Origin of the sequence: Bacillus sp. JJ1122 (genome assembly GCF_036964885.1) — a bacterium.
GTDB lineage: Bacteria > Bacillota > Bacilli > Bacillales > Cytobacillaceae > Mesobacillus.
In genome coordinates this window covers 43,781-65,332 of sequence record NZ_JBALQL010000011.1, presented here as the reverse complement: position 1 = coordinate 65,332, position 21,552 = coordinate 43,781, and the positions used below count along the sequence as shown (strand labels likewise).

Annotated in this window: 19 protein-coding genes and 1 pseudogene; 14 read left to right on the top strand and 6 right to left on the bottom strand. The window is 41.1% G+C overall.

The features are described 5' to 3' along the window. Nucleotides 1-687 precede the first annotated feature (687 nt). On the bottom strand, nucleotides 688-1,920 hold the full coding sequence (gene arcA, locus V7201_RS07275; RefSeq protein WP_335376131.1) for an arginine deiminase: 1,233 nt from the start codon (nucleotides 1,918-1,920) through the stop codon (nucleotides 688-690). 415 nt (nucleotides 1,921-2,335) lie between these two features. Here arcA and V7201_RS07270 point away from each other — a divergent pair, with 415 nt between their 5' ends. Beyond that, complete coding sequence (locus V7201_RS07270; RefSeq protein ID WP_335376130.1) at nucleotides 2,336-3,526, top strand: glycine C-acetyltransferase; 1,191 nt, start codon at nucleotides 2,336-2,338, stop codon at nucleotides 3,524-3,526. Nucleotides 3,527-3,600: 74 nt separating this feature from the next. After that, a complete protein-coding gene (locus tag V7201_RS07265; RefSeq protein WP_335376129.1) occupies nucleotides 3,601-4,545 on the top strand; it encodes an L-threonine 3-dehydrogenase in 945 nt (314 codons plus the stop codon). Nucleotides 4,546-4,577: 32 nt separating this feature from the next. Here V7201_RS07265 and selD read toward each other — a convergent pair whose 3' ends face one another. Beyond that, nucleotides 4,578-5,630 (bottom strand): selenide, water dikinase SelD, encoded by a 1,053-nt coding sequence (gene selD, locus V7201_RS07260; RefSeq protein ID WP_438825032.1) that lies wholly within the window; start codon nucleotides 5,628-5,630, stop codon nucleotides 4,578-4,580. Nucleotides 5,631-5,819: 189 nt separating this feature from the next. On the opposite strand from selD, the pseudogene V7201_RS23195 reads away from it, so the two are divergent. Together V7201_RS23195 and selA are read left to right on the top strand one after the other, a co-directional pair. Then, nucleotides 5,820-6,008: pseudogene (locus tag V7201_RS23195) on the top strand (Rdx family protein); the annotation flags it as partial. A 180-nt stretch (nucleotides 6,009-6,188) separates the two neighbouring features. Beyond that, on the top strand, nucleotides 6,189-7,598 hold the full coding sequence (selA, locus tag V7201_RS07255) for an L-seryl-tRNA(Sec) selenium transferase (RefSeq protein WP_335376128.1): 1,410 nt from the start codon (nucleotides 6,189-6,191) through the stop codon (nucleotides 7,596-7,598). Nucleotides 7,599-7,637: 39 nt separating this feature from the next. On the opposite strand, the gene V7201_RS07250 is transcribed toward selA, so the two are convergent. Then, nucleotides 7,638-7,781: a small acid-soluble spore protein P gene (locus V7201_RS07250; RefSeq protein WP_207499287.1), complete on the bottom strand. Its 144-nt coding sequence runs from the start codon at nucleotides 7,779-7,781 to the stop codon at nucleotides 7,638-7,640. A 114-nt stretch (nucleotides 7,782-7,895) separates the two neighbouring features. Between V7201_RS07250 and V7201_RS07245 the strand changes: the two genes are divergently transcribed. Then, complete coding sequence (locus V7201_RS07245) at nucleotides 7,896-8,156, top strand: DUF2524 family protein (protein WP_335376127.1); 261 nt, start codon at nucleotides 7,896-7,898, stop codon at nucleotides 8,154-8,156. Between the two features lie 67 nt (nucleotides 8,157-8,223). Here V7201_RS07245 and sspO read toward each other — a convergent pair whose 3' ends face one another. Continuing rightward, nucleotides 8,224-8,373, bottom strand: coding sequence for a small acid-soluble spore protein O (gene sspO / locus V7201_RS07240; protein ID WP_335376126.1), 150 nt, complete (start codon nucleotides 8,371-8,373; stop codon nucleotides 8,224-8,226). A 333-nt stretch (nucleotides 8,374-8,706) separates the two neighbouring features. Here sspO and acnA point away from each other — a divergent pair, with 333 nt between their 5' ends. Together acnA and V7201_RS07230 are read left to right on the top strand one after the other, a co-directional pair. After that, a complete protein-coding gene (acnA, locus tag V7201_RS07235) occupies nucleotides 8,707-11,415 on the top strand; it encodes an aconitate hydratase AcnA (protein ID WP_335376125.1) in 2,709 nt (902 codons plus the stop codon). A gap of 445 nt (nucleotides 11,416-11,860) precedes the next feature. Continuing rightward, entirely contained in the window at nucleotides 11,861-12,418 is a 558-nt protein-coding gene (locus V7201_RS07230; protein WP_335376124.1) for a hypothetical protein, read from the top strand. A 38-nt stretch (nucleotides 12,419-12,456) separates the two neighbouring features. Here V7201_RS07230 and V7201_RS07225 read toward each other — a convergent pair whose 3' ends face one another. Further along, nucleotides 12,457-13,743 carry an NCS2 family permease gene (locus tag V7201_RS07225; protein WP_335376123.1) on the bottom strand — a complete coding sequence of 429 codons (1,287 nt, stop codon included), beginning with the start codon at nucleotides 13,741-13,743 and terminating at the stop codon, nucleotides 12,457-12,459. Nucleotides 13,744-14,032: 289 nt separating this feature from the next. On the opposite strand from V7201_RS07225, the gene V7201_RS07220 reads away from it, so the two are divergent. Both V7201_RS07220 and V7201_RS07215 read left to right on the top strand, forming a co-directional pair. Next, the gene (locus V7201_RS07220) at nucleotides 14,033-14,923 is read left to right on the top strand and encodes a LysR family transcriptional regulator (RefSeq protein WP_335376122.1); all 891 of its coding nucleotides are present in this window, start codon (nucleotides 14,033-14,035) and stop codon (nucleotides 14,921-14,923) included. 59 nt (nucleotides 14,924-14,982) lie between these two features. Beyond that, nucleotides 14,983-15,519, top strand: coding sequence for a DUF3231 family protein (locus tag V7201_RS07215; protein WP_335376121.1), 537 nt, complete (start codon nucleotides 14,983-14,985; stop codon nucleotides 15,517-15,519). Nucleotides 15,520-15,540: 21 nt separating this feature from the next. On the opposite strand, the gene V7201_RS07210 is transcribed toward V7201_RS07215, so the two are convergent. Continuing rightward, nucleotides 15,541-16,578, bottom strand: a complete 1,038-nt coding sequence (locus V7201_RS07210) for an NAD-dependent epimerase/dehydratase family protein (protein ID WP_335376120.1) — start codon at nucleotides 16,576-16,578, stop codon at nucleotides 15,541-15,543. Nucleotides 16,579-16,764: 186 nt separating this feature from the next. Between V7201_RS07210 and mtnA the strand changes: the two genes are divergently transcribed. The 5 genes from mtnA (at nucleotide 16,765) to V7201_RS07185 (ending at nucleotide 21,552) form a co-directional block, all read left to right on the top strand. Continuing rightward, on the top strand, nucleotides 16,765-17,814 hold the full coding sequence (gene mtnA / locus V7201_RS07205; RefSeq protein WP_335376119.1) for an S-methyl-5-thioribose-1-phosphate isomerase: 1,050 nt from the start codon (nucleotides 16,765-16,767) through the stop codon (nucleotides 17,812-17,814). Nucleotides 17,815-18,099: 285 nt separating this feature from the next. Then, nucleotides 18,100-18,231: an FbpB family small basic protein gene (locus V7201_RS07200; protein ID WP_335376118.1), complete on the top strand. Its 132-nt coding sequence runs from the start codon at nucleotides 18,100-18,102 to the stop codon at nucleotides 18,229-18,231. A gap of 68 nt (nucleotides 18,232-18,299) precedes the next feature. Beyond that, nucleotides 18,300-18,443: an acid-soluble spore protein N gene (locus V7201_RS07195; RefSeq protein ID WP_335376117.1), complete on the top strand. Its 144-nt coding sequence runs from the start codon at nucleotides 18,300-18,302 to the stop codon at nucleotides 18,441-18,443. A 431-nt stretch (nucleotides 18,444-18,874) separates the two neighbouring features. After that, a complete protein-coding gene (gene tlp / locus V7201_RS07190) occupies nucleotides 18,875-19,099 on the top strand; it encodes a small acid-soluble spore protein Tlp (protein WP_335376116.1) in 225 nt (74 codons plus the stop codon). Between the two features lie 128 nt (nucleotides 19,100-19,227). Beyond that, a complete protein-coding gene (locus V7201_RS07185) occupies nucleotides 19,228-21,552 on the top strand; it encodes an AAA family ATPase (protein ID WP_335376115.1) in 2,325 nt (774 codons plus the stop codon).

Here is a 21,552-nt window from a genome sequence, read left to right as displayed (position 1 = left end):
TCCTTTTGGTAACGGATTCGGATACCTGTCACTTTTAATAAAAATATATTTAAAAATCTGCTTATATTTGTTATACATTCTGTCCTGCAAAATGCAGGGCATTTTGTTATGTAAGAATATTGCAAAGGGCCACCTAATGTATCATGCTTTTTATGGTCAAAGTGCTGTTATAAAACTTAATTGTGTTAGAAAAAAATAACCGGAAAAATTCCGTTTAAATTGGGAAATACCCATATTTCCTTAAGAATAAGCGGAGTTTTTCCGATTATATGACCCAAATATTGGAATTTTGGCTTATTTAGAGAAGTTAACCGGAATTCCTCCGCTTATCTTTGATATTAAGTGTCCTCTATATAATTTAGCCGGAAATTCTCCGCCTATTACATTCTCATACCTATACGGAAATCATCAATGAATCATGACAGAGCTAAAGAAAAACGTGGTTTTGCAAATAAAAACACACCATTTTGCAGTCCGATTTACGAGGTAACAGAAATCTCTGTAGCCTTACATTTCGTTATACAAATTGGACCATATTTTCAAGCCTATTTTTATCATTATTCGTGTTATATCAATAAAAAATGACCATCAAATCCACATACAAATTGATGGTCAATTTAATAGACATATTGGATTTTTGTGACAAGTAAAAGAACTCTTTACCTTTTGGGACTGCTTTTCTTATGCCTATAGGTCTTCTCGATAGATTGGCATGCTCATGCAGCGAGGGCCTCCACGACCCCTTGATAACTCGGAGCTTGGAATTTCAATTACTTCAATCCCATTTTCCCTTAATAAATCATTCGATACATAATTTCGATCATAGGTAACAACAACACCTGGAGCGATTGCAAGAGTATTTGAGCCATCGTTCCATTGCTCACGCGCCGCAGCTATTTCGTGGCCGCCTCCGCAAGGAATCAAAACAAGCTCCTGCAAATTCAGGACTTCTTTCAACGTCTCAGTTAAATTTGAGCGCTCTTTTATTTCCAATCTCTCTGGGTCCTTGCTTTTTTCTAGAATATATATTTTCATTTTACCATTCGGTCCTTCAATCCCATGATGAATTGTGAATTTTTCCTGGTCAACCATTGTAAAGACGGTATCGAGATGCATATATGCTCTTAATTTTGGAATCTCAACAGCAACAACCTTCTTGATTGTCCCGTTCCTGAAGAATATTCGTTTTGCCAGCTTCTCGATGGCCTGTGCAGATGTTCTGGCGCTTACACCTATTGCAATGACTTCAGGACTGAGTACCAGTTCATCCCCGCCTTCAATCGGGAAATACTCTTCACGATCATACCAATGAGGAATGTCATGGACAGAAAAGCGAGGATGGTGATTTATAATAAAATCCATAAATAATGATTCTCTTTTTCTTGCTCCTTCACACATTTTATTCAGGGAAATACCGTCGCCAATCACCGCAGCAGGGTCACGAGTGAAATAAAGGTTTGGCATAGGATCAAGAAAGAAAGGATAATAGTCTTCCAGAAGCTCATGTAAATGAACTTTTTTTTCATTTTGAATTTCAGATTTTAACACTCCAGACATCACTTTTCGGATCATTTCCTCTGTAGAAAATGAATGAAGATATTCTTCAACTGTCTTCCTTGAGCCGTTTAAATTTCTTTTGCTCTCATTCAACAGCTGGTCAATAAACTCATGACGCAAATCATCTGAGCTTAACGCTTCAGCCATAAGTTTTTCCAAATAAAGTACTTCTACTCCACGGTTCTTTAGCACTTCGGCAAAATAGTCATGCTCTCTCTGGACTGCAGGTAAGTAAGGGATATCATCGAAAAGGAGCCTTTCAAGGTACTTCGGCGTCAAATTTTCGACTTCTTTACCTGGCCTGTGAAGAACTACAGTTTTTAACCTTCCGATTTCGGAAGTTACATGTAAAGGGTAATTCATATTATTAGCCTCCCATTTTCGGTATCTATTCTCTATGAAAGAAGGAGGGAGTGATCAGTATGTATATCGAATCCGAGATATTCCCACTTCCCCCGCCAAACTGCTTGGCTGCAGACTGGCTCCTTTTTCTATACCCTAATCGCTTCGAATAAACCTGAAATATTAAAATTAATGAAGGTTTTTGCGATATCCTGCGCAAAGAGGGGAAACTAAATTGAATGATTAAAAAAACTTTTAAAAAATGGAAGCGTTTTCTGTCCTTCATAGATGTACAATCTATGCAAATGTGTTAAAGTATAACTTGTGAACACTAGAGGTATCACGGGAACAGGAAGAGAGTTATTGTCCTCCCCATAAAGACAGTTGTATCCAATATAATGACATGCCTAATTTGACGGCAGAAAGGGGATTTACGATGTCTAGCAAAGGTCTTGAACAATTTTTAAATGAAAACTTAGAGGATTTAAAAGGGAAGGGTTTATACAATGTGATCGACCCTCTTGAAAGTCCAAACGGACCAGTCATTACAATCAATGGAAGAGAATTGATTAACCTCTCTTCAAATAATTATCTGGGACTGGCTACAGATGAAAGACTAAAAAAAGCAGCTACAGAAGCGATCAGTAAATATGGGGTTGGAGCAGGTGCTGTAAGGACAATTAACGGCACACTTAAGATTCACATCGAGCTAGAAGAAAAGCTGGCTAAATTCAAGAAAACAGAAGCAGCCATTGCTTACCAGTCTGGATTCATGTGCAATATGGCGGCAATCTCTGCGGTAATGGATAAAAATGATGCGATTTTATCAGATGAACTGAACCATGCATCAATTATAGATGGCTGCCGCCTATCCAGAGCAAAAATAATTCGCTTCAATCATTCAGACATGGATGACTTGCGGGCGAAGGCAAAGGAAGCAACTGAATCAGGACTATACAATAAAGTCATGGTCATTACAGATGGGGTTTTCTCCATGGATGGAGATATCGCAAAATTGCCAGAAATCGTTCAGATTGCTGAGGAATTTGATTTGATTACATATGTGGACGATGCTCATGGTTCAGGAGTCCTCGGTGAAGGCGCAGGTACAGTGAAGCATTTTGGCCTTTCTGATAAAGTTGATTTCCAGATTGGTACATTATCCAAGGCAATTGGCGTAGTCGGCGGCTATGTTGCAGGAAAGCAAAATCTAATTGACTGGCTTAAGGTAAGAAGCCGTCCTTTCTTATTTTCAACCTCACTGACGCCAGCGGATGTGGCTGCCAGCATAAAAGCAGTTGAAATTTTAATGGACAGCACAGAATTAAATGAACGTCTATGGGAAAATGCAAACTACCTGAAGGATGGCCTGAAAAAACTCGGATTCGATATTGGGTATTCTGAAACACCGATTACTCCATGCATTATTGGGGATGAAGTCAAAACCCAGGAATTCAGCAAACGTCTAAACGACGAAGGTGTGTATGCAAAATCAATCGTATTCCCAACTGTGCCGCGAGGAACTGGCCGGGTAAGAAATATGCCTTCTGCTGCTCATACGAAAGAGATGCTGGACCAAGCAATCTCAACTTATGAAAAGGTCGGCAAGGAACTTGGAATTATTTAATAGCAAACAGGGCGGCCGGTTATTTAAATTGCCGGCAGTCCTTTTTACAGCAACAATCAGGAGGAATACATAGAATGAAGAAAATATTAATTACCGGTGCACTTGGCCAGATTGGTTCTGAATTGACTGGCAAGTTGCGCGGCATATATGGCCAAGACAATGTAATCGCCACTGACATCAGGAAGACAGATTCCGAAGCTGCAGTCAATGGACCATTTGAAATCCTTGACGTCATGGACGCCAAATCAATGGGTGAAATCGCTAATAAATATCAAGTCGATACAATCATGCACATGGCAGCACTATTATCGGCCACAGCTGAAGCGAAGCCTCAATTTGCCTGGAACCTGAATATGGGAGGACTCATGAACGCACTCGAAACAGCAAGGGAGCTAAATTGCCAGTTCTTCACCCCGAGCTCAATCGGTGCATTCGGGCCTAGCACTCCTAAGGACAATACGCCTCAGGATACGATCCAGCGCCCAACAACTATGTATGGAGTGAATAAGGTAGCTGGTGAATTGCTTGCAGATTATTACTTCCAGCGTTTTGGTGTGGATACAAGGGGAGTGAGATTCCCTGGCTTGATCTCTTATGTGGCACCTCCAGGGGGCGGAACAACTGATTATGCCGTCGAAATTTACTACGAGGCAATCAAGAACGGAAAATACACTTCCTATATCGATAAAGGAACGTATATGGACATGATGTACATGCCTGATGCGCTCGATGCGATTGTGGATTTGATGGAAGCTGACTCATCAAAGCTGATTCACCGCAATGCATTCAACGTTACAGCAATGAGTTTTGACCCTGAAGAACTTGCTGCTGAAATTAAAAAGCATATACCAGCATTTGAACTTACCTATAATGTCGACCCAGTTCGCCAGGCGATTGCTGACAGCTGGCCGAACTCAATAGACGCTTCGGCTGCTGCAGCGGAGTGGGGTTTTAAAGCGAAGTACGATTTATCCCGCATGACAGCAGATATGCTGGATAAATTGCGCGAGAAACTATAATAATTAACGAAAAAAGGTGAAATCTAATGATTTCACCTTTTTACATAGATTAATTTGTCTTTCTTTTCGATAACCTTCCCAATTATAGCAGCATGGTTTAAACCCTGTTCCTTCAAAGCCCCCACATATTGTTCTGCTTCCTCTTTAGGCAGCGAAACTAGCAGGCCTCCCGAAGTTATGGCGTCACAAAGGACGAGTTGTTCTTCTGAAGATATTTCATCATAGACTACATCATCCATAAGCCATTTGTGGTTTGATTTCGACCCTCCGGGAACTACTCCTTGTGCAGCAAGTTCATATGTACCTGTCAAAACAGGAACCTGTGACAAAGTAATTTCGAAGCTTACATCGCTGCCACGGGCGATCTCACTGCCATGCCCGAGAAGACCAAAGCCTGTGACATCAGTAACTGCATGGGGGTTGAAGCTTTGCAATGCTTCAGCTGCAGATTTATTAAGAAGTGCCATTGTTTCTGTCACTTCCTGCTCTTGTTCAGTTGTTACAGCACTGCGCTTAATGCCAGTCGTCAGGATGCCGACTCCGATTGGCTTCGAAAGGACTAACATATCTCCAGGCTTAGCTCCGACATTTTTCCAGATTTTATCCGGATGGGCAAGACCTGTAACAGATAATCCGAACTTCGGCTCCTGGTCATCTATCGAGTGGCCGCCAACTGTTACAGCACCAGCTTCTTTTACTTTATCGCTTGCTCCGCGCAGAATTTCAGCAAGAAGATCAGGACCAAGTTTTTTCACTGGATAACCTACTATATTCAGGACTGTTTTTGGTTCTCCACCCATTGCATAAACGTCACTGAGTGCATTGGCAGCGGCAATCTGCCCAAACATATAAGGATCGTCCACAATCGGGGTAAAATAATCGATCGTTTGGATCAGGGCAATGCTGTCAGTCAATTTATATACACCCGCATCATCGGATGTTTCATGACCGACGAGCAGTTCGGGAACTGGCTCCTGTTTTGGTAAAAGACGCAAAACTTGCGTCAAGTCCTCTGGACTGATTTTGCATCCTCAGCCAGCTTTTGTCGACAAGGAAGTCAGACGGATCTTTTCATGTTCACTCAACTTTTTCACCTCAGAAAAAAGTATACTCTTTCTTATTTTGAAAATCACCCTTAAGCCACTATTATTTGCATCAGAATAGACTTTACACTAAAATGGCAGTAAATACTTATATAGAAGCTAACAGGGGGAGTTACTGTGGAAAAATTTCATGTTACCGTCAAATTTTGCATGCTTTGAAATTACGCACCTAAAGCCGCGAGTTTCGCGGAGGAACTATTTACCCATTTCCGAAGCCAGATCGAAAAAATGGAACTTATTCCAGCCTCAAAGGGCGCTTTTGAAGTGACCATCAACGGTCAGTTATTGTATTCCAAGCTGGATACAGGGGTCTTTCCCGATTCAGATGAAATCATAAAACAAATGGAAGCCCTAAACTAGTGCCTGGCAATATGCCAGGCCTTTTTCAATCCTTTACCACATTAAACCGCTGGGGGTCAGACCCCCGGCGCGGTGGTGTGCTAAAGTGCAGACAATAAGCTAGAGTTCATTGGATTGGAAAATCATTAACCTGGTGAATAATGATATAATGAATGTATGATTGCTATGGGGGTTACCAGTATGAAACATTTATTAAGGCTGCTTCCTGCAGTACATGAACTTCAAAGGCATCAACGATTTACTGAGATCGTTGATCAGCATGACGCTGATCCAGCCCATTTAACGGAAGTCATTAAGGACGTACTGTCAAAGATTAGAGAAGATTTGTTAAATGGCAAGTGGAGTGGCCGCGAACCAGGAACAAATGTATTTGTTGAAGAATTTTTTGATATTGTATATGAAACTCTTACACAGAAATTAGACTTTACATTAAAACGAGTTATTAATGCAACGGGCACTATCTTACATACGAACCTAGGAAGGGCCAGGTTGAGCGAGACTGCTATCAACCATGTTGTAGAGACAGCCAGGAATTATTCAAATCTTGAATATAAATTACATGAGGGCGAACGGGGATCTCGACATAGCCATGTAGAAGCTCTTGTTAAAGAGGTAACAGGGGCAGAAGCAGCAATGGTAGTAAATAATAATGCTGCAGCCGTTTTTATTATCCTGAGTGCCCTGGCTAGAAATCAGGAAGTAATCGTTTCTCGCGGGCAATTGGTTGAAATAGGCGGTTCATTCAGAATCTCTTCCATAATGGAAGAAAGCGGCGCCAAGCTGGTTGAAATAGGGACAACCAATAAAACACATCTGCATGATTATGAAAAAGCAATCAATGATGATACAGCAATGATCCTTAAAGTACATACAAGTAATTTCAAAGTAATTGGCTTCACTAAGTCCGTCGATACCGAAGAACTGGCTCAGCTTGCCAGCCGTCATGACAGGGTTATTTTCTATGAAGATCTGGGCAGTGGCGTTCTTTATGATTTCAGGAACGAAGGAATTGGCGAAGAGCCTGTTGTTGGTGAAGTATTGAAAATGGGTGCAGACATCGTATCGTTTAGTGGCGACAAGCTGCTTGGAGGTCCACAGGCCGGCATTATCGCGGGTAAGAAAGCTTTTATTGATCAATTGAAACAGCACCAGCTGGCAAGAGTTGTGCGTGTCGATAAAATGACTCTTGCTGCTCTTGAAGGCACACTAATGGATTATTTAAGGGGAGCGAAAGGACGAAACAATATCCCAACCATACGGAATCTGATTGTTCCCTTAGAAGAAATCAAGGATAGGACAGACGCGTTTGTTAAAAAAATCAACGATTTTGGCGGAGAATTGAAAGCAGAGCTACTAAAAAGTACAAGCCAGGTTGGCGGGGGAACAATGCCAGAAGTAAAGCTGCCAACTTTTATTGCTGCCCTGACCCATAATAAGGTCAGCTCGGAAGATATCTCCAAATGGCTGAGGACTGAAGCTAGTCCTGGGATAATCGTACGGATCCAAAAAGAAGAAATTCATATAGACCTTAGAACTGTCACAGCGGATGAAGAAACCCTTATACTAGAGCGATTAAAAAAAATCAAATAAAAAATATGGGCTGCCAGTCGTTCTAGCAGCCCAGTTGTTTTAAAAATCATGCCCGGAATTATGTTTTTGGCGGGTATGATTGCGGTTCTTAACTTTTTTAGATCCGCTTAATGGTGCAGGCTGGCTGTCCTGGTCACCTTTAGGTGCGTTTTTGCGCATGTCTTTAGAGTCATTCTTATTCATTAGCTCATCCCTCCTGAATTTAGCTTTAGATTTTCCGGCGAAATTATACCGAATAATTTATTTATAACTGTGCAATTTAACGGTATAGATTTAACTACATCAGGAGGAATTCACATGCCTTATCATAAAGACAAACAACAATCGTTCCAAGCAGCACAGCAGGGGTTTGAAGATGCACAAGAATTGTTTGCTGAAATTGTTCGTGACAGCGCCAGCTATGGACATCAGCTTAAGCATTTGAAAACCGAAGTTAACGAAGCATTCCAGCAAATCGAGAATGCTTTAGAAAATGCCTCCGAGCATCAGCGTGCACAGCTTGAAAGATTTCAGCAGGACTTAAGAAGTATTGTTAATGAAGTCAATACGGAATCATAATAGTCAGACCGCAAAATAAAGGTAAATGCCATAATGAAAGCGGAAGGGAAGCCTTCCGCTTTTTGTTTTACTGATTCTTTTTACGTTTTTTGTTATTTTGTTTTTCCATTTCTGTTAGAGGTTCATTTGCCATTTCTTGATTAAAGCCAGCACCCTGTCCCTGCGCTTTTGCAGCATTAGCACCTGGAATGACATGATTTGCCTTTCTTTTCGCCATTTATCTCACCTCCGTTAATCATATTTTCCCCCATCCAGGCTTTCAAAATCCTGCGTATTTATTTTTGTAATATAACTTCGACAAGAACATTTGTTATAAGAAAACGAAAGTTCTTAAAACTTTCAGAGCCTTTTGTATGTTTTAACTGTAATAACATTATTTAGCATAAGGAAAACTTATCAATCACAATAACTTTCTTGTTATTTACTTATATAGAGGGTTATATTAATATTGAATTGTAAGAAAAGTTAGGATGACGAACAAGATTCAAACTTTTCGACAATTACCTATATTTAGTTTATGATTGTTTTCGTAGAAGAAGGGGGTAAACATATGTCAAACCATGATGTTTTCAACGCCCGCAGTTCATTTGAAATTGACGGGAAACGCTATCATTACTACAGCTTGGCAGCACTTGAAAAAGCTGGAATCGGCAATGTATCTAAATTGCCTTACTCCGTAAAAGTTTTGCTTGAATCCGTGCTTCGCCAGCTTGATGGCTTTGTAATCACAAAAGAGCATGTTGAAAATCTTGCAAAATGGGGAACTAGCGAAGTAAAGGAAGTAGATGTGCCATTCAAGCCATCACGTGTCATTCTTCAAGACTTCACTGGCGTACCTGCAGTCGTTGACCTTGCTTCATTAAGAAAAGCAATGGCAGACATGGGTGGAGATCCAGATAAAATCAATCCTGAGAAGCCGGTTGACCTTGTTATTGACCACTCCGTTCAGGTCGATAAATACGGAACTCCTGATGCACTGAATGTGAATATGGATCTTGAATTTGAACGAAATGCTGAACGTTACCAGTTCTTAAGCTGGGCACAAAAATCATTCGACAACTACCGTGCTGTACCGCCTGCAACAGGTATCGTGCACCAGGTAAACCTTGAGTATCTTGCAAGCGTTGTCCACGCTGTAGAAAATGCAGATGGAGAATTCGAAACATTCCCGGATTCATTGGTTGGTACTGACTCGCATACAACGATGATCAATGGTATCGGCGTACTTGGATGGGGCGTAGGCGGTATTGAGGCTGAAGCTGGAATGCTGGGACAGCCATCATACTTCCCAGTTCCTGAAGTAGTTGGGGTAAAATTAGTAGGCGATATGCCGAACGGCTCTACTGCAACAGACCTTGCACTAAAAGTGACACAGGTACTTCGCAGCCAAGGCGTTGTCGGTAAATTTGTCGAGTTCTTCGGTCCTGGGGTAATGTCACTTCCGCTTGCTGACCGTGCTACTGTTGCAAACATGGCACCAGAATACGGAGCGACTTGCGGATTCTTCCCAGTTGATGGAGAAGCCCTTGATTACATGCGTTTAACAGGACGTCCTGAAGACCACATTAAAGTGGTTGAAGCATACTGCAAAGAAAACGGACTTTTCTTTGATCCAGCACTTGAGCCAGTCTATACTGACGTTGTTGAAATCAATCTTTCTGAAATTGAAGCGAACCTTTCTGGACCAAAGCGTCCTCAGGATTTAATTCCGCTTTCACAAATGCAGAAATCCTTCCAGGATGCGTTGACTGCTCCAGCTGGAAACCAAGGTTTTGGCCTGAGCAAGAAAGAAATCAATAAAGAAGCGGTAGTAGAATTCAACAATGGCGATTCTACAAAAATGAAAACAGGTGCAATCGCGATCGCTGCGATTACAAGCTGTACAAATACATCTAATCCATACGTACTTGTTGGAGCTGGTCTTGTTGCTAAAAAAGCAGTTGAACTTGGAATGGAAGTTCCTAAGTTCGTAAAAACTTCTTTAGCACCTGGTTCAAAGGTAGTAACAGGATACCTGCGTGATTCTGAATTACTTCCTTACCTTGAAACTCTTGGATTCAACCTTGTAGGTTACGGATGTACAACATGTATCGGTAACTCTGGACCATTGAAGCCTGAAATCGAAAAGACAGTTGCTGAAAGCGACTTGCTTGTAACATCTGTCCTATCCGGTAACCGTAACTTTGAAGGACGTATCCACCCGCTTGTAAAAGCAAACTATCTGGCTTCACCGCCATTAGTAGTAGCTTATGCTCTTGCTGGTACAGTGGATATCGATCTTCAAAACGACCCAATCGGAAAAGACAAAGACGGCAACGATGTATTCTTTAAGGACATCTGGCCATCAACTGCAGAAGTGAACGAAGTTGTTCACCGCGTTGTAACACCTGAATTGTTCCGCAGAGAATATGAAACTGTCTTCAGTGACAACGAAAAATGGAATGAAATCCAGACAAACAGCGATGCCCTTTATACATTCGATGAAGATTCAACCTATATCGCCAACCCTCCATTCTTTGAAGGATTAACTCCAGAAGCTGGAGAAGTTGCTCCACTAAACAGCTTGCGTGTAGTGGGTAAGTTTGGTGATTCTGTAACAACTGACCATATTTCTCCTGCAGGTGCGATTGGAAAAGATACACCAGCTGGAAAATACTTGCGTGAAAAAGGCGTAGAACCACGCGACTTTAACTCTTATGGATCACGTCGTGGTAACCATGAAGTTATGATGCGCGGAACATTCGCAAACATCCGTATCAAAAACCAAATCGCTCCTGGCACAGAAGGCGGCTTCACAACTTACTGGCCAACAGGCGAAGTTATGTCCATCTTTGATGCTTGCATGCAGTACAAAGAAAATGGAACAGGTCTAATGGTTATCGCTGGCAAAGATTACGGTATGGGATCATCCCGTGACTGGGCTGCTAAAGGTACTAACCTATTAGGCATCAAGACTGTCATTGCTGAAAGCTTTGAGCGTATCCACCGTTCTAACCTTGTATTAATGGGTGTATTACCACTTCAGTTCAAGGATGGAGAAAACGCTGAAACTCTTGGTCTTTCAGGTAAAGAATCATTTGATGTTCAAATCGACGAAACTGTTCGTCCACGTGACATCATCACAGTTACAGCTACTGACGAAGACGGTAACAAGAAAACTTTCGAAGCTCTTGTGCGTTTCGATTCAGAAGTTGAAATTGACTACTACCGCCACGGAGGCATCCTGCAAATGGTCCTTCGTGACAAGTTAAAAGCATAAGACCAAGAACCTCCTAATTTTCGGATTAGGGGGTTTTTTATTCACTAAAAATTATGGCCTGAACGCTCCCAAATCTTTTGCCAGAGTTAAAAGGTGGTCCTTTATCAAGTAATATAATCCCCTCAACCAGTAATATAATGATCCAAACTGGTGATAAATCACAACCTACTAGTAATAAAACCAATTCTACAAGTACTATTCTTAACTCAGCTGGAATCGTTCGCTATTTTATCAATTTACTTAAGCTCAATAGAACTCTGTTAAAGATCTAGTGTACTTTCATTCAAGTTTAGTAGCAAAGATAATGAAAAAAATCTCTTTTTTCCTTTCGAACTACAAAATCCACGCAAACTTCCTATTAATCGACATCTTCTCCTATTGATATTATTTAGAAAAAGGTTATGTTAAAGATAATAGGATAGACTGAACCGAAGGAGTGAGCTTTATGGGTCTAATATCGATAGTTGCTAGAGAAGATTTTATTTCAATAGTTACCGACATCGGAAATCATCAACTGATGGGAGATAGTGTCAGCATTAAAGAAATCATTCCTGATACGGCCTTCATCGCTTTTACAGGTGATGAGGAATACGCAGACATGGCAGCTGCAGCAGCTGATACTTTGGTCAAGCAAGGGTTTACTCTTATAGAAATTGCAGAGTCCATTCAGTCTTCCTTCAACAATGGAAGTTTTACTTTTCAGGAATGCGAGCGCACTATTGAAGCAGTGCTGGCAGGTTATTCGCAATTTGGAGAAGCTCAGTATCACATAATCTCTAATACTAAACCGATGGAATCCTATTATCCTGGCCAAGGGGAAAGTCTTTACTATGCAAACGGTCATGAACCTATGCTGTTTTTGGAAAGATCCTTAATGATGCATGGCATGGGGACCATCAGCCAAGCCAAGGCAGCCCAGACCTATTTTCTTCATGAAGCGTCAGAATATATTCCGAATGTAAATAAACAAGCTTCCACTTTTCTACTAAAAAAAGCAAATTAAAAACAGCCTTATTTGCCAAGGCTGTTTTAATTTTGCTTTTAAAGCGCATATTGCAGGATAAAGTTGCCGAGGAATAATAGGGCAATCATATATAGGGCAGGCTGGATCTCCCGTCCTTTACCCATCAATAGCTTCATCAGCGGATATAAGATGAATCCAATTGCCATGCCATCGGCAATACTGTACGTTAATGGAATCAGTACAATGATTAGCAGGGCAGGGAAGCTCTCAAGTAAATCATCTAGTTTAATATGAGTGATATTTTGAAGCATCAAGACACCAATCAGGATCAATACTGGTGAAACAGCACTTTCTGGTACAAGCTTAATTACAGGAATTAAGACAATCGAAGCAAGGAAAAGGATTCCTGTAACAATACTTGTTAAGCCAGTACGGCCACCGGCAGCTATACCAGCTGCACTTTCCACAGAGGAAACTGTTGGGCTAGTTCCAAAAATTCCAGCTGTAGCCACTGAAATCGCATTTGCCTGCAATGATTTCTTATACTTTTCAGGTTGATTTAGCATTTTTGTATGTCCATGAATCAATCCTATATTTTCAAAAATAACAACCATTGATAGCGAGAAGGCAGTCAGCCAAAAAACGAAATTGCCAGCTTGCGCGAACGAAAGCTGTCCGAATACAGAAGTGTATTCTGTGAATGAAGGCAAGCTCCATGTCATCGCTTTACCTTCAAAATCTCCAAAAACGATGGATAGAATTGAAGTAAAAACTATGCTCAACAGCAAATTCCCCGGTACGTTTCGAATAAAAAGGACGACTGTTACAATCAAACCAATTAAAGTGATAAGTGCCGTAGATGTACTTAAATCTCCTATAGCAAGCAAGGTATGATCAGAGCTTGTAATGATTCCGCTATTATCAAATCCAATCAGAATCAAAAGGATCCCGATTCCTACCGTTATTGCTTCCTTTAATGAATCAGGAATCGATGTGATGATTGCTTTTGCCAGGGGAGTGAAGGCTAAAATCATGAATAGAATACCTGATACAAATACCATTGCCAAAGCCTCTTGCCAAGTAAAACCGCCTGACTGGACGATTGTATAGGTAAACATGGCATTCAGGCCCATTCCCGGAATTACAAGAATAGGTGTGTTACCCCAAAATCCCATGAGAAAACAGCCTGCAAATACAGTCAGGATGGTAGCGATGATACCAGCTTCAAGAGGGATTCCAGCTGCTGACAAAATAGTTGAGTTAACTATAATGATATAGACGACTGTTATATAAGAGATAAGTCCAGCCGACATTTCTTTTCCAATCGTTGTATTATGAGCACTTAGTTGAAAAAACTTCTCCATTTTAACTCCTCTCCATAAAGGCTCTTTTCAAAATCCTTTGACTTTATATACATTAAAAAATTCTTCGAACAATTTCAGACTTAACATCTTTGCTAAGCAAGATTGAACAAATACTGGATTAAGACCCTAATGCATATCTAAAAATCAAAATTCATGGTGAGAAAACAGTCTTTGCAGATATATTTATTTAGTTTTGGAACGAATGAAAATATCGTACCATAGACTTTAACTATATTTAAAATATATAATTAATATACAAATCATACTTTTTACATATAGAGAGGTTATCATGGATATTAGACAAATGCGTTATTTTATTGCCATAGCTGAGGAGAAAAACATCACCGCTGCAGCAAACCGCCTTCATATGTCACAGCCACCGCTAAGTCTTCAATTGAAGCAGATGGAAGAAGAATTAGGTGTCATGCTGGTAGAACGGAATGGAAAAAGGCTTGAGCTGACAGATAAGGGCAAGGTGCTGTACCGGCATGCGCTAAATATTGTCCATTCATTTGAAGAAGTAAAAAACGAATTGCAGGAGACGGATGAGGGCAGGAAGGGGAATTTATCAATCGGCATTAACACGCTTTCTGTACCAGAATTCCCTGATTGGATTGAACTCTTTCACGCAGCCTATCCACTCGTTTATCTTCGAGTTGTGCAAAATGATTCTGCCTATTTAACCGAATTGGTTAAAAATCGCTTAATAGAACTCGCCTTAATCAGGCTGCCGCTTCCAAACAGGGATGTTAACTATCTGCATTTATATAATGAACCTTTCGTATTTGTTTGCAGGAAACAAGGAGAAGAAAGTATAACCATTGAAGAAATCAGCACCTTTCCACTAATTCTTCCGAGTACAGAGGGGCTTGGAAGCTTTAATATTATCCATGAAGCGTTCACCAGGGAACAGCTGCCACTTAATGTTGTTTGTGAGTGCTCAGATATGAAGGTACTGATGGAGCTTGTCTCTTCTGGAATAGGATCCACAATCGTTCCTAAATCTGTTTTTCAAACGTATGGGCATTCCAGCCTTTTTGCGAGGGAAATACAAGATTCGGTTTTAAAATCTTCTGTTGGTCTTATTTGGCTTAAGCAGCACTATTTATCACAGCCAGCTAGACATTTCATCGATTTGATTAAGGAACAGCTTGGTTTAGTTGAAGGATTTAGTGAATAAAAAGCCACCTGCATACCGAAAATAAGCATAAACATTTTTCGGATTGGGAGGTGCCTGTTTTGAATTTTTTCGAAGTGATGAAGGATACATTTGTACCTTTTATGGATGGCGAGAAGAAACCTCTGCATGTCGGTGAGGTGATGAACCTCTGGTTTTACCTTCATGGAACCGAACAAACACTTCGTTATGACCAGCATGCGTACAACTTGGCACAGGACCCTGAACTTAAGGAAAAGATTGCGGATATTATCGAGAATGTCCACAGGCCCATGATCAAGGAACTGACTCAATTTTTTAAGGATGAAGGAATACCTCTCCCTAATGTAGGTGCAGAGAAAATCACCGGAGATTTTCAGGCGCTTCCTGAGGGGGCAAAGATGAATGATGAAGAAATAGCAAACCTGATTGCTTATAATCTCGTTGTCGGAATTACGGCAGCTACGAGGGGAATAACAGAATCAGTCAGAGCGGATGTTGGCTATTTATTTGCTAAATATCATATGATGAAAATTACTTTTTCCTTAACCTTCAAAGCTCTCATGCAGGAAAAAGGGTGGCTGAGAGTTCCCCCATATTACATCAGCGGAAAACAATAAAAACAGCACTGGGTGCTGTTTTTATTGTTTTAATGCAATTCTGTCAAGCAAGATTTTCTCTCGTTCACTCGTAATTCCCGCTTTCCAGCATCCCTCGTCAATGGGCTTCGTTTTAAGCCAGTCATGCACTTCACGGATTGTTTCCGCTAGAGGCCGGAAACTGAGACCAGTTTGTATAGCTTTATCAATATTTATATGGAATGCACCGCTCCAGGCTTCTGTATGTTCAGGCCCTAAAGGAGTTTTTTCTGGAAGCCATAATGGCATTTCTGTCCATGGAGCTACTTTATTTTCGAGTAAAAAATCTTCATCAGCCCATATAAGTTCGGCATTGGTGCCTGCCACTTTTTTACAAGTTAACAAGACGTCCTGTAGCAAAATAGGCTTCCCAGTCACATTATATGTACCTGTGTATTTTTCTTCCATCATTTTCAGTATCCAAATAGCCAGGTCTTTCACGTCGATTAATTGGACGAACGTACTCTCAGGGTTACCAGGAGCGAGTACTCTGCCACCTTGAGCGATCCTGTTCACCCAGTAAGGAAGTCTATCAGTGTAGTCATTCTCGCCAACTAACTGGCCTGCACGTATATTCAGCACTTTACCTGGCATGTTCCTTTCAGCTTCCTGTTCGCACAGGGTTTTAAATTGACCGTAATATTCCAGGACTTGAGCTGCCGGATCGCTTGTGAGTCTATCTGCTTCTTCAACTGACATTGATTGAACATGGTAATTTTCATTAATTCCTTTTGGTATCCAATCCTGATAGACAGAAATACTGGATACAAAAGCGTAAAATTCCGTTTTCTCTTTTAAAAGAGAAGTTAAGTTGCTTACAGAGCGTGGAATCAGTCCCGAAGTATCCAACACGGCATCCCACTGACGGTCTTTCAAGAGTTCCAGACTTCCATTCCTGTCGCCAATAATAATTTCAACATTCTTTAGTACAGCATTGTTATTTCCCCGGTTAAAAACGGTTATCTCATGTCCACTTTTTTGTGCTTCCTCTACAAATGCTTTTCCAAGAAAACGGCTTCCTCCTAAAACGAGGATTTTCATATTTTTCCCCCTCCAAAGGTTTTCTTTTAACATACCATATTGTTAAATTATTTAGAAAATTTTAATTTAGACATTTAATATAAAATAACTTCTTTAAATATCATTGGTTTTTGTTTGCTGAATGGAGTTTAATTGCTAAAATGAACTTAGTTTAGAAATGTCTTGTTGGCATGAAAGGGGATCAGCATGGAAGAAACGTACTTACAATCAGTCAGATATAATGGTGAAACGCTATATATTCTTGATCAGACTAAGCTGCCTCAAGTAACAGAATTCATTGAGGTAACAAACATAGAAGATGTGTGGGATGCAATTAAACAGCTGAAGGTAAGGGGAGCGCCCGCGATTGGAATAGCGGCTGCATATGGATTGGTACTTGGGATTCAAGATGCACCTGAACAGGATTTTGACTCTTTTTATCAATACTTTAAGAAGCAGTCGGATTATCTGGCTGGTTCAAGGCCTACTGCTGTAAACCTGTTTTGGGCACTTAAAAGGATGGATGCTCGAGCTCAAAAAGAAAGCAGTAAGCCTGTGGCAGAAATTAAGAAGTTAATGACGGAAGAAGCCCACTTAATCCGGCAAGAAGATGAAAATGTGTGCAGTTCAATTGGTGAAAACGCACTAACCTTATTTAACGATGGCATGACAGTACTGACGCATTGCAACGCAGGGGGAATCGCTACAGCTCGTTACGGGACAGCCCTTGCACCCTTTTACCTGGCAAAGGAAAGAGGCATGGATATTAAGGTGTTTGCCGATGAAACCCGCCCATTGCTTCAGGGTGCGCGCCTCACTGCCTGGGAATTGATGCAGGCAGGAATTGATGTCACGCTGATCACTGACAGCATGGCTGCAATGGTCATGCAAAAAGGGATGGTTCAGGCTGTAATTGTTGGCTGTGACCGGGTAGCTGCAAATGGGGATGTTGCTAATAAAATCGGAACGTATGGTGTGGCTTTGCTGGCAAAAGCACACAACATCCCATTCTATGTTGCAGCACCGCTTTCTACTATTGACTTAGAAACTGCAACTGGAGAAGAGATACCAATCGAAGAGCGAGCTGCAGAAGAAATTACTGCCGGCTTTGGAAAATCTACTGCACCAGAGGGTGTCAAAGTTTTCAATCCAGCCTTTGATGTAACTCCACATCATCTGATCACAGCGATCATCACTGAAAAAGGGATTATGCGTGGAAATTACAGTGAAGAACTGCATCGCTTGTTTCAAAAGTAAATAGAATTCATGCCGGGAGCTTCCAGCCCGGCATTTTTTACATTTATGGCGAGTTAAGATTCACTATTAGTGTCTTAAATGAAACCATGTCTATAGTGAATGGAAGACATGGTCAGTGTAGCACCAGCAAGTCAGGTGCTTTTTTCTTTGGAAAAAATTACTTAGTAAATACACCTAATAGGTGGGTAAACATAGAATACGATTAAATTTTCAAAAAGTTGTAATAATTGCAACCGTTTCCGGACATAATTACTGTTAGAATGATGATAAAGGATGGTGAAAAAAATGAGGAAGCCTAGAAAACGTTCTTTCCAAGAGCTAGTAATGGAAAATAAACGCCAACTTATGAATGACCGTGATGCACTCGAAAAAATCGAGGCAAGATTAGAACAAAAACGTATGGGGAAAGCAGAGTAAATTTCATACATTACCATAAATGAATCCTCTTTCTTTAGGCAAAACTTAAGATAGAGGAGGGGATATTCATGAGCAATCCAAAAAAGGACAGCAAACATTTCGTTCCTAGCCACCTTGGCACACAGCCGCGAGGTTTTGGCGGTAACAAAGGGAAGAAAATGCAGGATAAGTCTGGTGAACAGCCACAGCTTATCCAGACAAAAGGTGAATAAATGTATGGAAAATGCCTGCCAATTCAATGGCAGGTTTTATTTTTTGATAAGAAAGAGTTAAATTTCACTTCGAAAATTGTCCAGCTTAGCGCATAGCACCTTGAGTAGCTTGTCTAGCTTCGGCTCCTAATTCCTCGAGACGCTTCTGCCATGCCAATGGAGTCAAAGAACGACTTCACTTGGGAGGCCCTTCGACAGACACGATGTCTTAGTGCCGTTGTTGCCACAGGACTTGACGTTTAGAGTCGGCCAGAGCTTGTCGGACTTGCACAGGATGTGCTGACGGCGACGTTGCCGCAGGACGTGGCGTAGTTAGTCGCAGTTCCTTTTACAAGGCGCTTGCGCTTTTCTTATATCCACTGTTTTCCGCTTATAATCATGAGGAACGGTCGAATACTATTGATGTACTTTTTAAAAGGAGGTACTTGAATATGGCAATTAACACACCAAAGCCAGACGACCGTAGTGATAATGTGGAAAAGCTGCAATCCATGATCCACCATACAATTGAAAATATGGAGGATGCGGAAGCTGCAATGAACAACTCAAGCCCTGAAGACCAGGCTAGAATTGAAGCCAAGAATGAGCGCCGCCGTGAAAGCATCGATGCGTTCAGAGCTGAAATCAAGGATGAAGCTCATAACCAGCAGCAATAACATTGAAAAGCACATAATAATAGTGGATGTGCTCGAAAAGACCTGCCCTTCAAATAGGCGGGTCTTTTTCCGTTTATGTGAAAGTGTGATAAGATACAAATTGTATACTAAAAAAAGAAGTGATATTTATGCAAAAATATAATAACAACCTTCCACTAGATGAACAATTGAAATTATGGGAACAGGAATTAGAAGAAAATGGTTACATACGTGACGAAGCGGCTTTGATAACAGCCATAAAGAATTTATCTAATAGCAATCAAAACCTTTTATTATCAAGAGTCCTTACTTATGCTGCCCAATCCAGATCATATCGGAACGGATATGATTCACTCGTTCTTGAATGGCTGAAAAAGGCGATTGAAGCTTATCCAGCCAACACCAAGGCAAAGAATCTACTTGCGAGCAACCAGTGGAAAAACAAGGGGCACATCTTTGATCAGCTTGTTTATCCGAGGATCAGGGAAACGGACAATCGAGCCCTGAAAAAGAAAACTGCTGAGCAGTATATTACGATCTCACAGCAATTCTTATCTGCAGCAGAAGAAGAACTAGCTGAAATGAAAAGTCCGCTTTTAGAGCCCGGTACTTCCGTTGAGGAAAAATTCAATAAGTTAATTGATTTATTAGAAAAAGCAATTGATGAAACCGCAGCGCTTTTAAAGGCAACAGAATTATATGAAGAATCAGTTACTGGTGTTTTCCATACAGCAGTTCATTATGAGGAAATCAAAGTAAGGCTGAAAAATTTAGATGAAATAAAACTTTTATGGGAAGCAGAATTCGCTGACCAGTTACAGGGAACGAGCCATGGTGACATAGACCCTTTGACGGAACTGAATAAGATGGTGGGCTTGAAATCAGTAAAAGAAAGGGTCAATGATTTTTACCGATTTTTAAAATTTCAGCAGAAGCGAAAAGAGCTTGGACTGAATGCAAAGGACGACCAAAGTCTCAATATGGTTTTGACTGGGAATCCAGGTACAGGGAAGACATCTTTGGCAAGGCTGCTTGCAAAAATCTATCATCAGCTCGGTGTATTGCCGCGTGAGGATATTATTGAGGCAGACCGGTCACAGCTCGTCGGCGCTTATGTTGGACAAACCGAGGAAAATGTCCGTAAATTTGTGGAACAAGCACTGGGAGGAGTATTATTCATCGATGAAGCCTATAGCCTGAAGCGAGAAGGACAGACAGGGAATGATTATGGACAGACTGCAATCGACACTCTTGTTTCGTTGATGACAAGCGCTGAATATGGTGGCAAATTCGCAGTCATTCTTGCAGGGTATCCCGAAGAAATGCGGCAGTTTTTAGATGCCAATCCCGGTTTAAGAAGCCGTTTTCCTCAGCCTAACCTCATTCATCTTCCCGACTATTCAAACGATGAGTTAATGCAGATTGCAGAACAGGCTGCAAGGGATAATGATTTTGCCCTCACGGAAGAAGCAAAAATTGAGCTTAAGGATCGGATAGAAAAGGAACGAGTGGATGATACCTTTGGGAATGCCCGGACAGTTCGAAATCTAATCCTGGAGGCCATTTTCAAAAAAGGGGCCCGGCCGGTTGATGAAACGGATTTCTCCGCATACACCCTGTTGGAAAAAGAAGATTTTGAATCAGCCCCTGCAACAAATACTGACAAACCGCTTGACAGACTCAATGCACTTGTAGGTCTTGACAAGGTAAAATCTGAGGTGACTACCTTAATTTCTTTTGTTAGAATGCAGCAGCTAAGAAAAGAAAAAGGCCTTCCAGGTGTTCCGGTTCAGCTTCATTCTGTTTTTACAGGGAATCCCGGCACTGGAAAAACAACGGTTGCGAAAATATATGCAGAGCTCCTGAAGGAATGCGGTATGCTTAAGCGCGGGCACTTGATCGTCAGCAGCCGGGCAGATTTTGTTGCAGGGTATGTTGGCCAAACAGCGATAAAAACGAAGAAAAAAATCCGGGAAGCACTTGGCGGCGTTCTCTTCATCGACGAAGCATATTCCTTGCTTGGGCAAGGTTCAGGTGACTTCGGCAAAGAAGTAATTGATACACTGGTCGATGAAATGACTCGCCATAATGAAAATCTTGTCGTCATTCTCGCGGGGTATCCCGCTGAAATGGAGCTTTTACTTGAAAGCAATCCGGGACTCCGCTCAAGATTCAAGAAATTTTTTCACTTCCCAGATTATACTGCTGAGGAACTGCTCGTAATCATTAGGAATTACGCAGAGAAGTATGAGTATAAATTGGCAGAACATGCCGACCCATTTTTATCAGCTGAGCTTTCAGAAACTGATTTTAATGGGAATGGCAGATTCGCTACAAATTTAGTAGATGAAGCGATACAGGCACAGGCATTTAGGCTGATGGGAACCGGCAATGGGAAAAGCCTGGATGAAAATGCTTTATATTTAGAGAAAAACGACTTTGAAACAGCACTAAATAAAGTAAAAGGGGAATAA

Coding starts and splice junctions, on each gene's coding strand:
- V7201_RS07210 (WP_335376120.1), bottom strand. CDS start 16,578: ATGAAAATCCTCGTTTTAGGAGGAAGCCGTTTTCTTGGAAAAGCATTT.
- V7201_RS07200 (WP_335376118.1), top strand. CDS start 18,100: ATGAGGAAGCCTAGAAAACGTTCTTTCCAAGAGCTAGTAATGGAAAAT.
- V7201_RS07250 (WP_207499287.1), bottom strand. CDS start 7,781: ATGAATAAGAATGACTCTAAAGACATGCGCAAAAACGCACCTAAAGGT.
- V7201_RS07230 (WP_335376124.1), top strand. CDS start 11,861: ATGGGTCTAATATCGATAGTTGCTAGAGAAGATTTTATTTCAATAGTT.
- acnA (WP_335376125.1), top strand. CDS start 8,707: ATGTCAAACCATGATGTTTTCAACGCCCGCAGTTCATTTGAAATTGAC.
- selA (WP_335376128.1), top strand. CDS start 6,189: ATGAAACATTTATTAAGGCTGCTTCCTGCAGTACATGAACTTCAAAGG.
- V7201_RS07245 (WP_335376127.1), top strand. CDS start 7,896: ATGCCTTATCATAAAGACAAACAACAATCGTTCCAAGCAGCACAGCAG.
- sspO (WP_335376126.1), bottom strand. CDS start 8,373: ATGGCGAAAAGAAAGGCAAATCATGTCATTCCAGGTGCTAATGCTGCA.
- mtnA (WP_335376119.1), top strand. CDS start 16,765: ATGGAAGAAACGTACTTACAATCAGTCAGATATAATGGTGAAACGCTA.
- arcA (WP_335376131.1), bottom strand. CDS start 1,920: ATGAATTACCCTTTACATGTAACTTCCGAAATCGGAAGGTTAAAAACT.
- V7201_RS07195 (WP_335376117.1), top strand. CDS start 18,300: ATGAGCAATCCAAAAAAGGACAGCAAACATTTCGTTCCTAGCCACCTT.
- tlp (WP_335376116.1), top strand. CDS start 18,875: ATGGCAATTAACACACCAAAGCCAGACGACCGTAGTGATAATGTGGAA.
- V7201_RS07185 (WP_335376115.1), top strand. CDS start 19,228: ATGCAAAAATATAATAACAACCTTCCACTAGATGAACAATTGAAATTA.
- V7201_RS07270 (WP_335376130.1), top strand. CDS start 2,336: ATGTCTAGCAAAGGTCTTGAACAATTTTTAAATGAAAACTTAGAGGAT.
- V7201_RS07220 (WP_335376122.1), top strand. CDS start 14,033: ATGGATATTAGACAAATGCGTTATTTTATTGCCATAGCTGAGGAGAAA.
- V7201_RS07225 (WP_335376123.1), bottom strand. CDS start 13,743: ATGGAGAAGTTTTTTCAACTAAGTGCTCATAATACAACGATTGGAAAA.
- V7201_RS07265 (WP_335376129.1), top strand. CDS start 3,601: ATGAAGAAAATATTAATTACCGGTGCACTTGGCCAGATTGGTTCTGAA.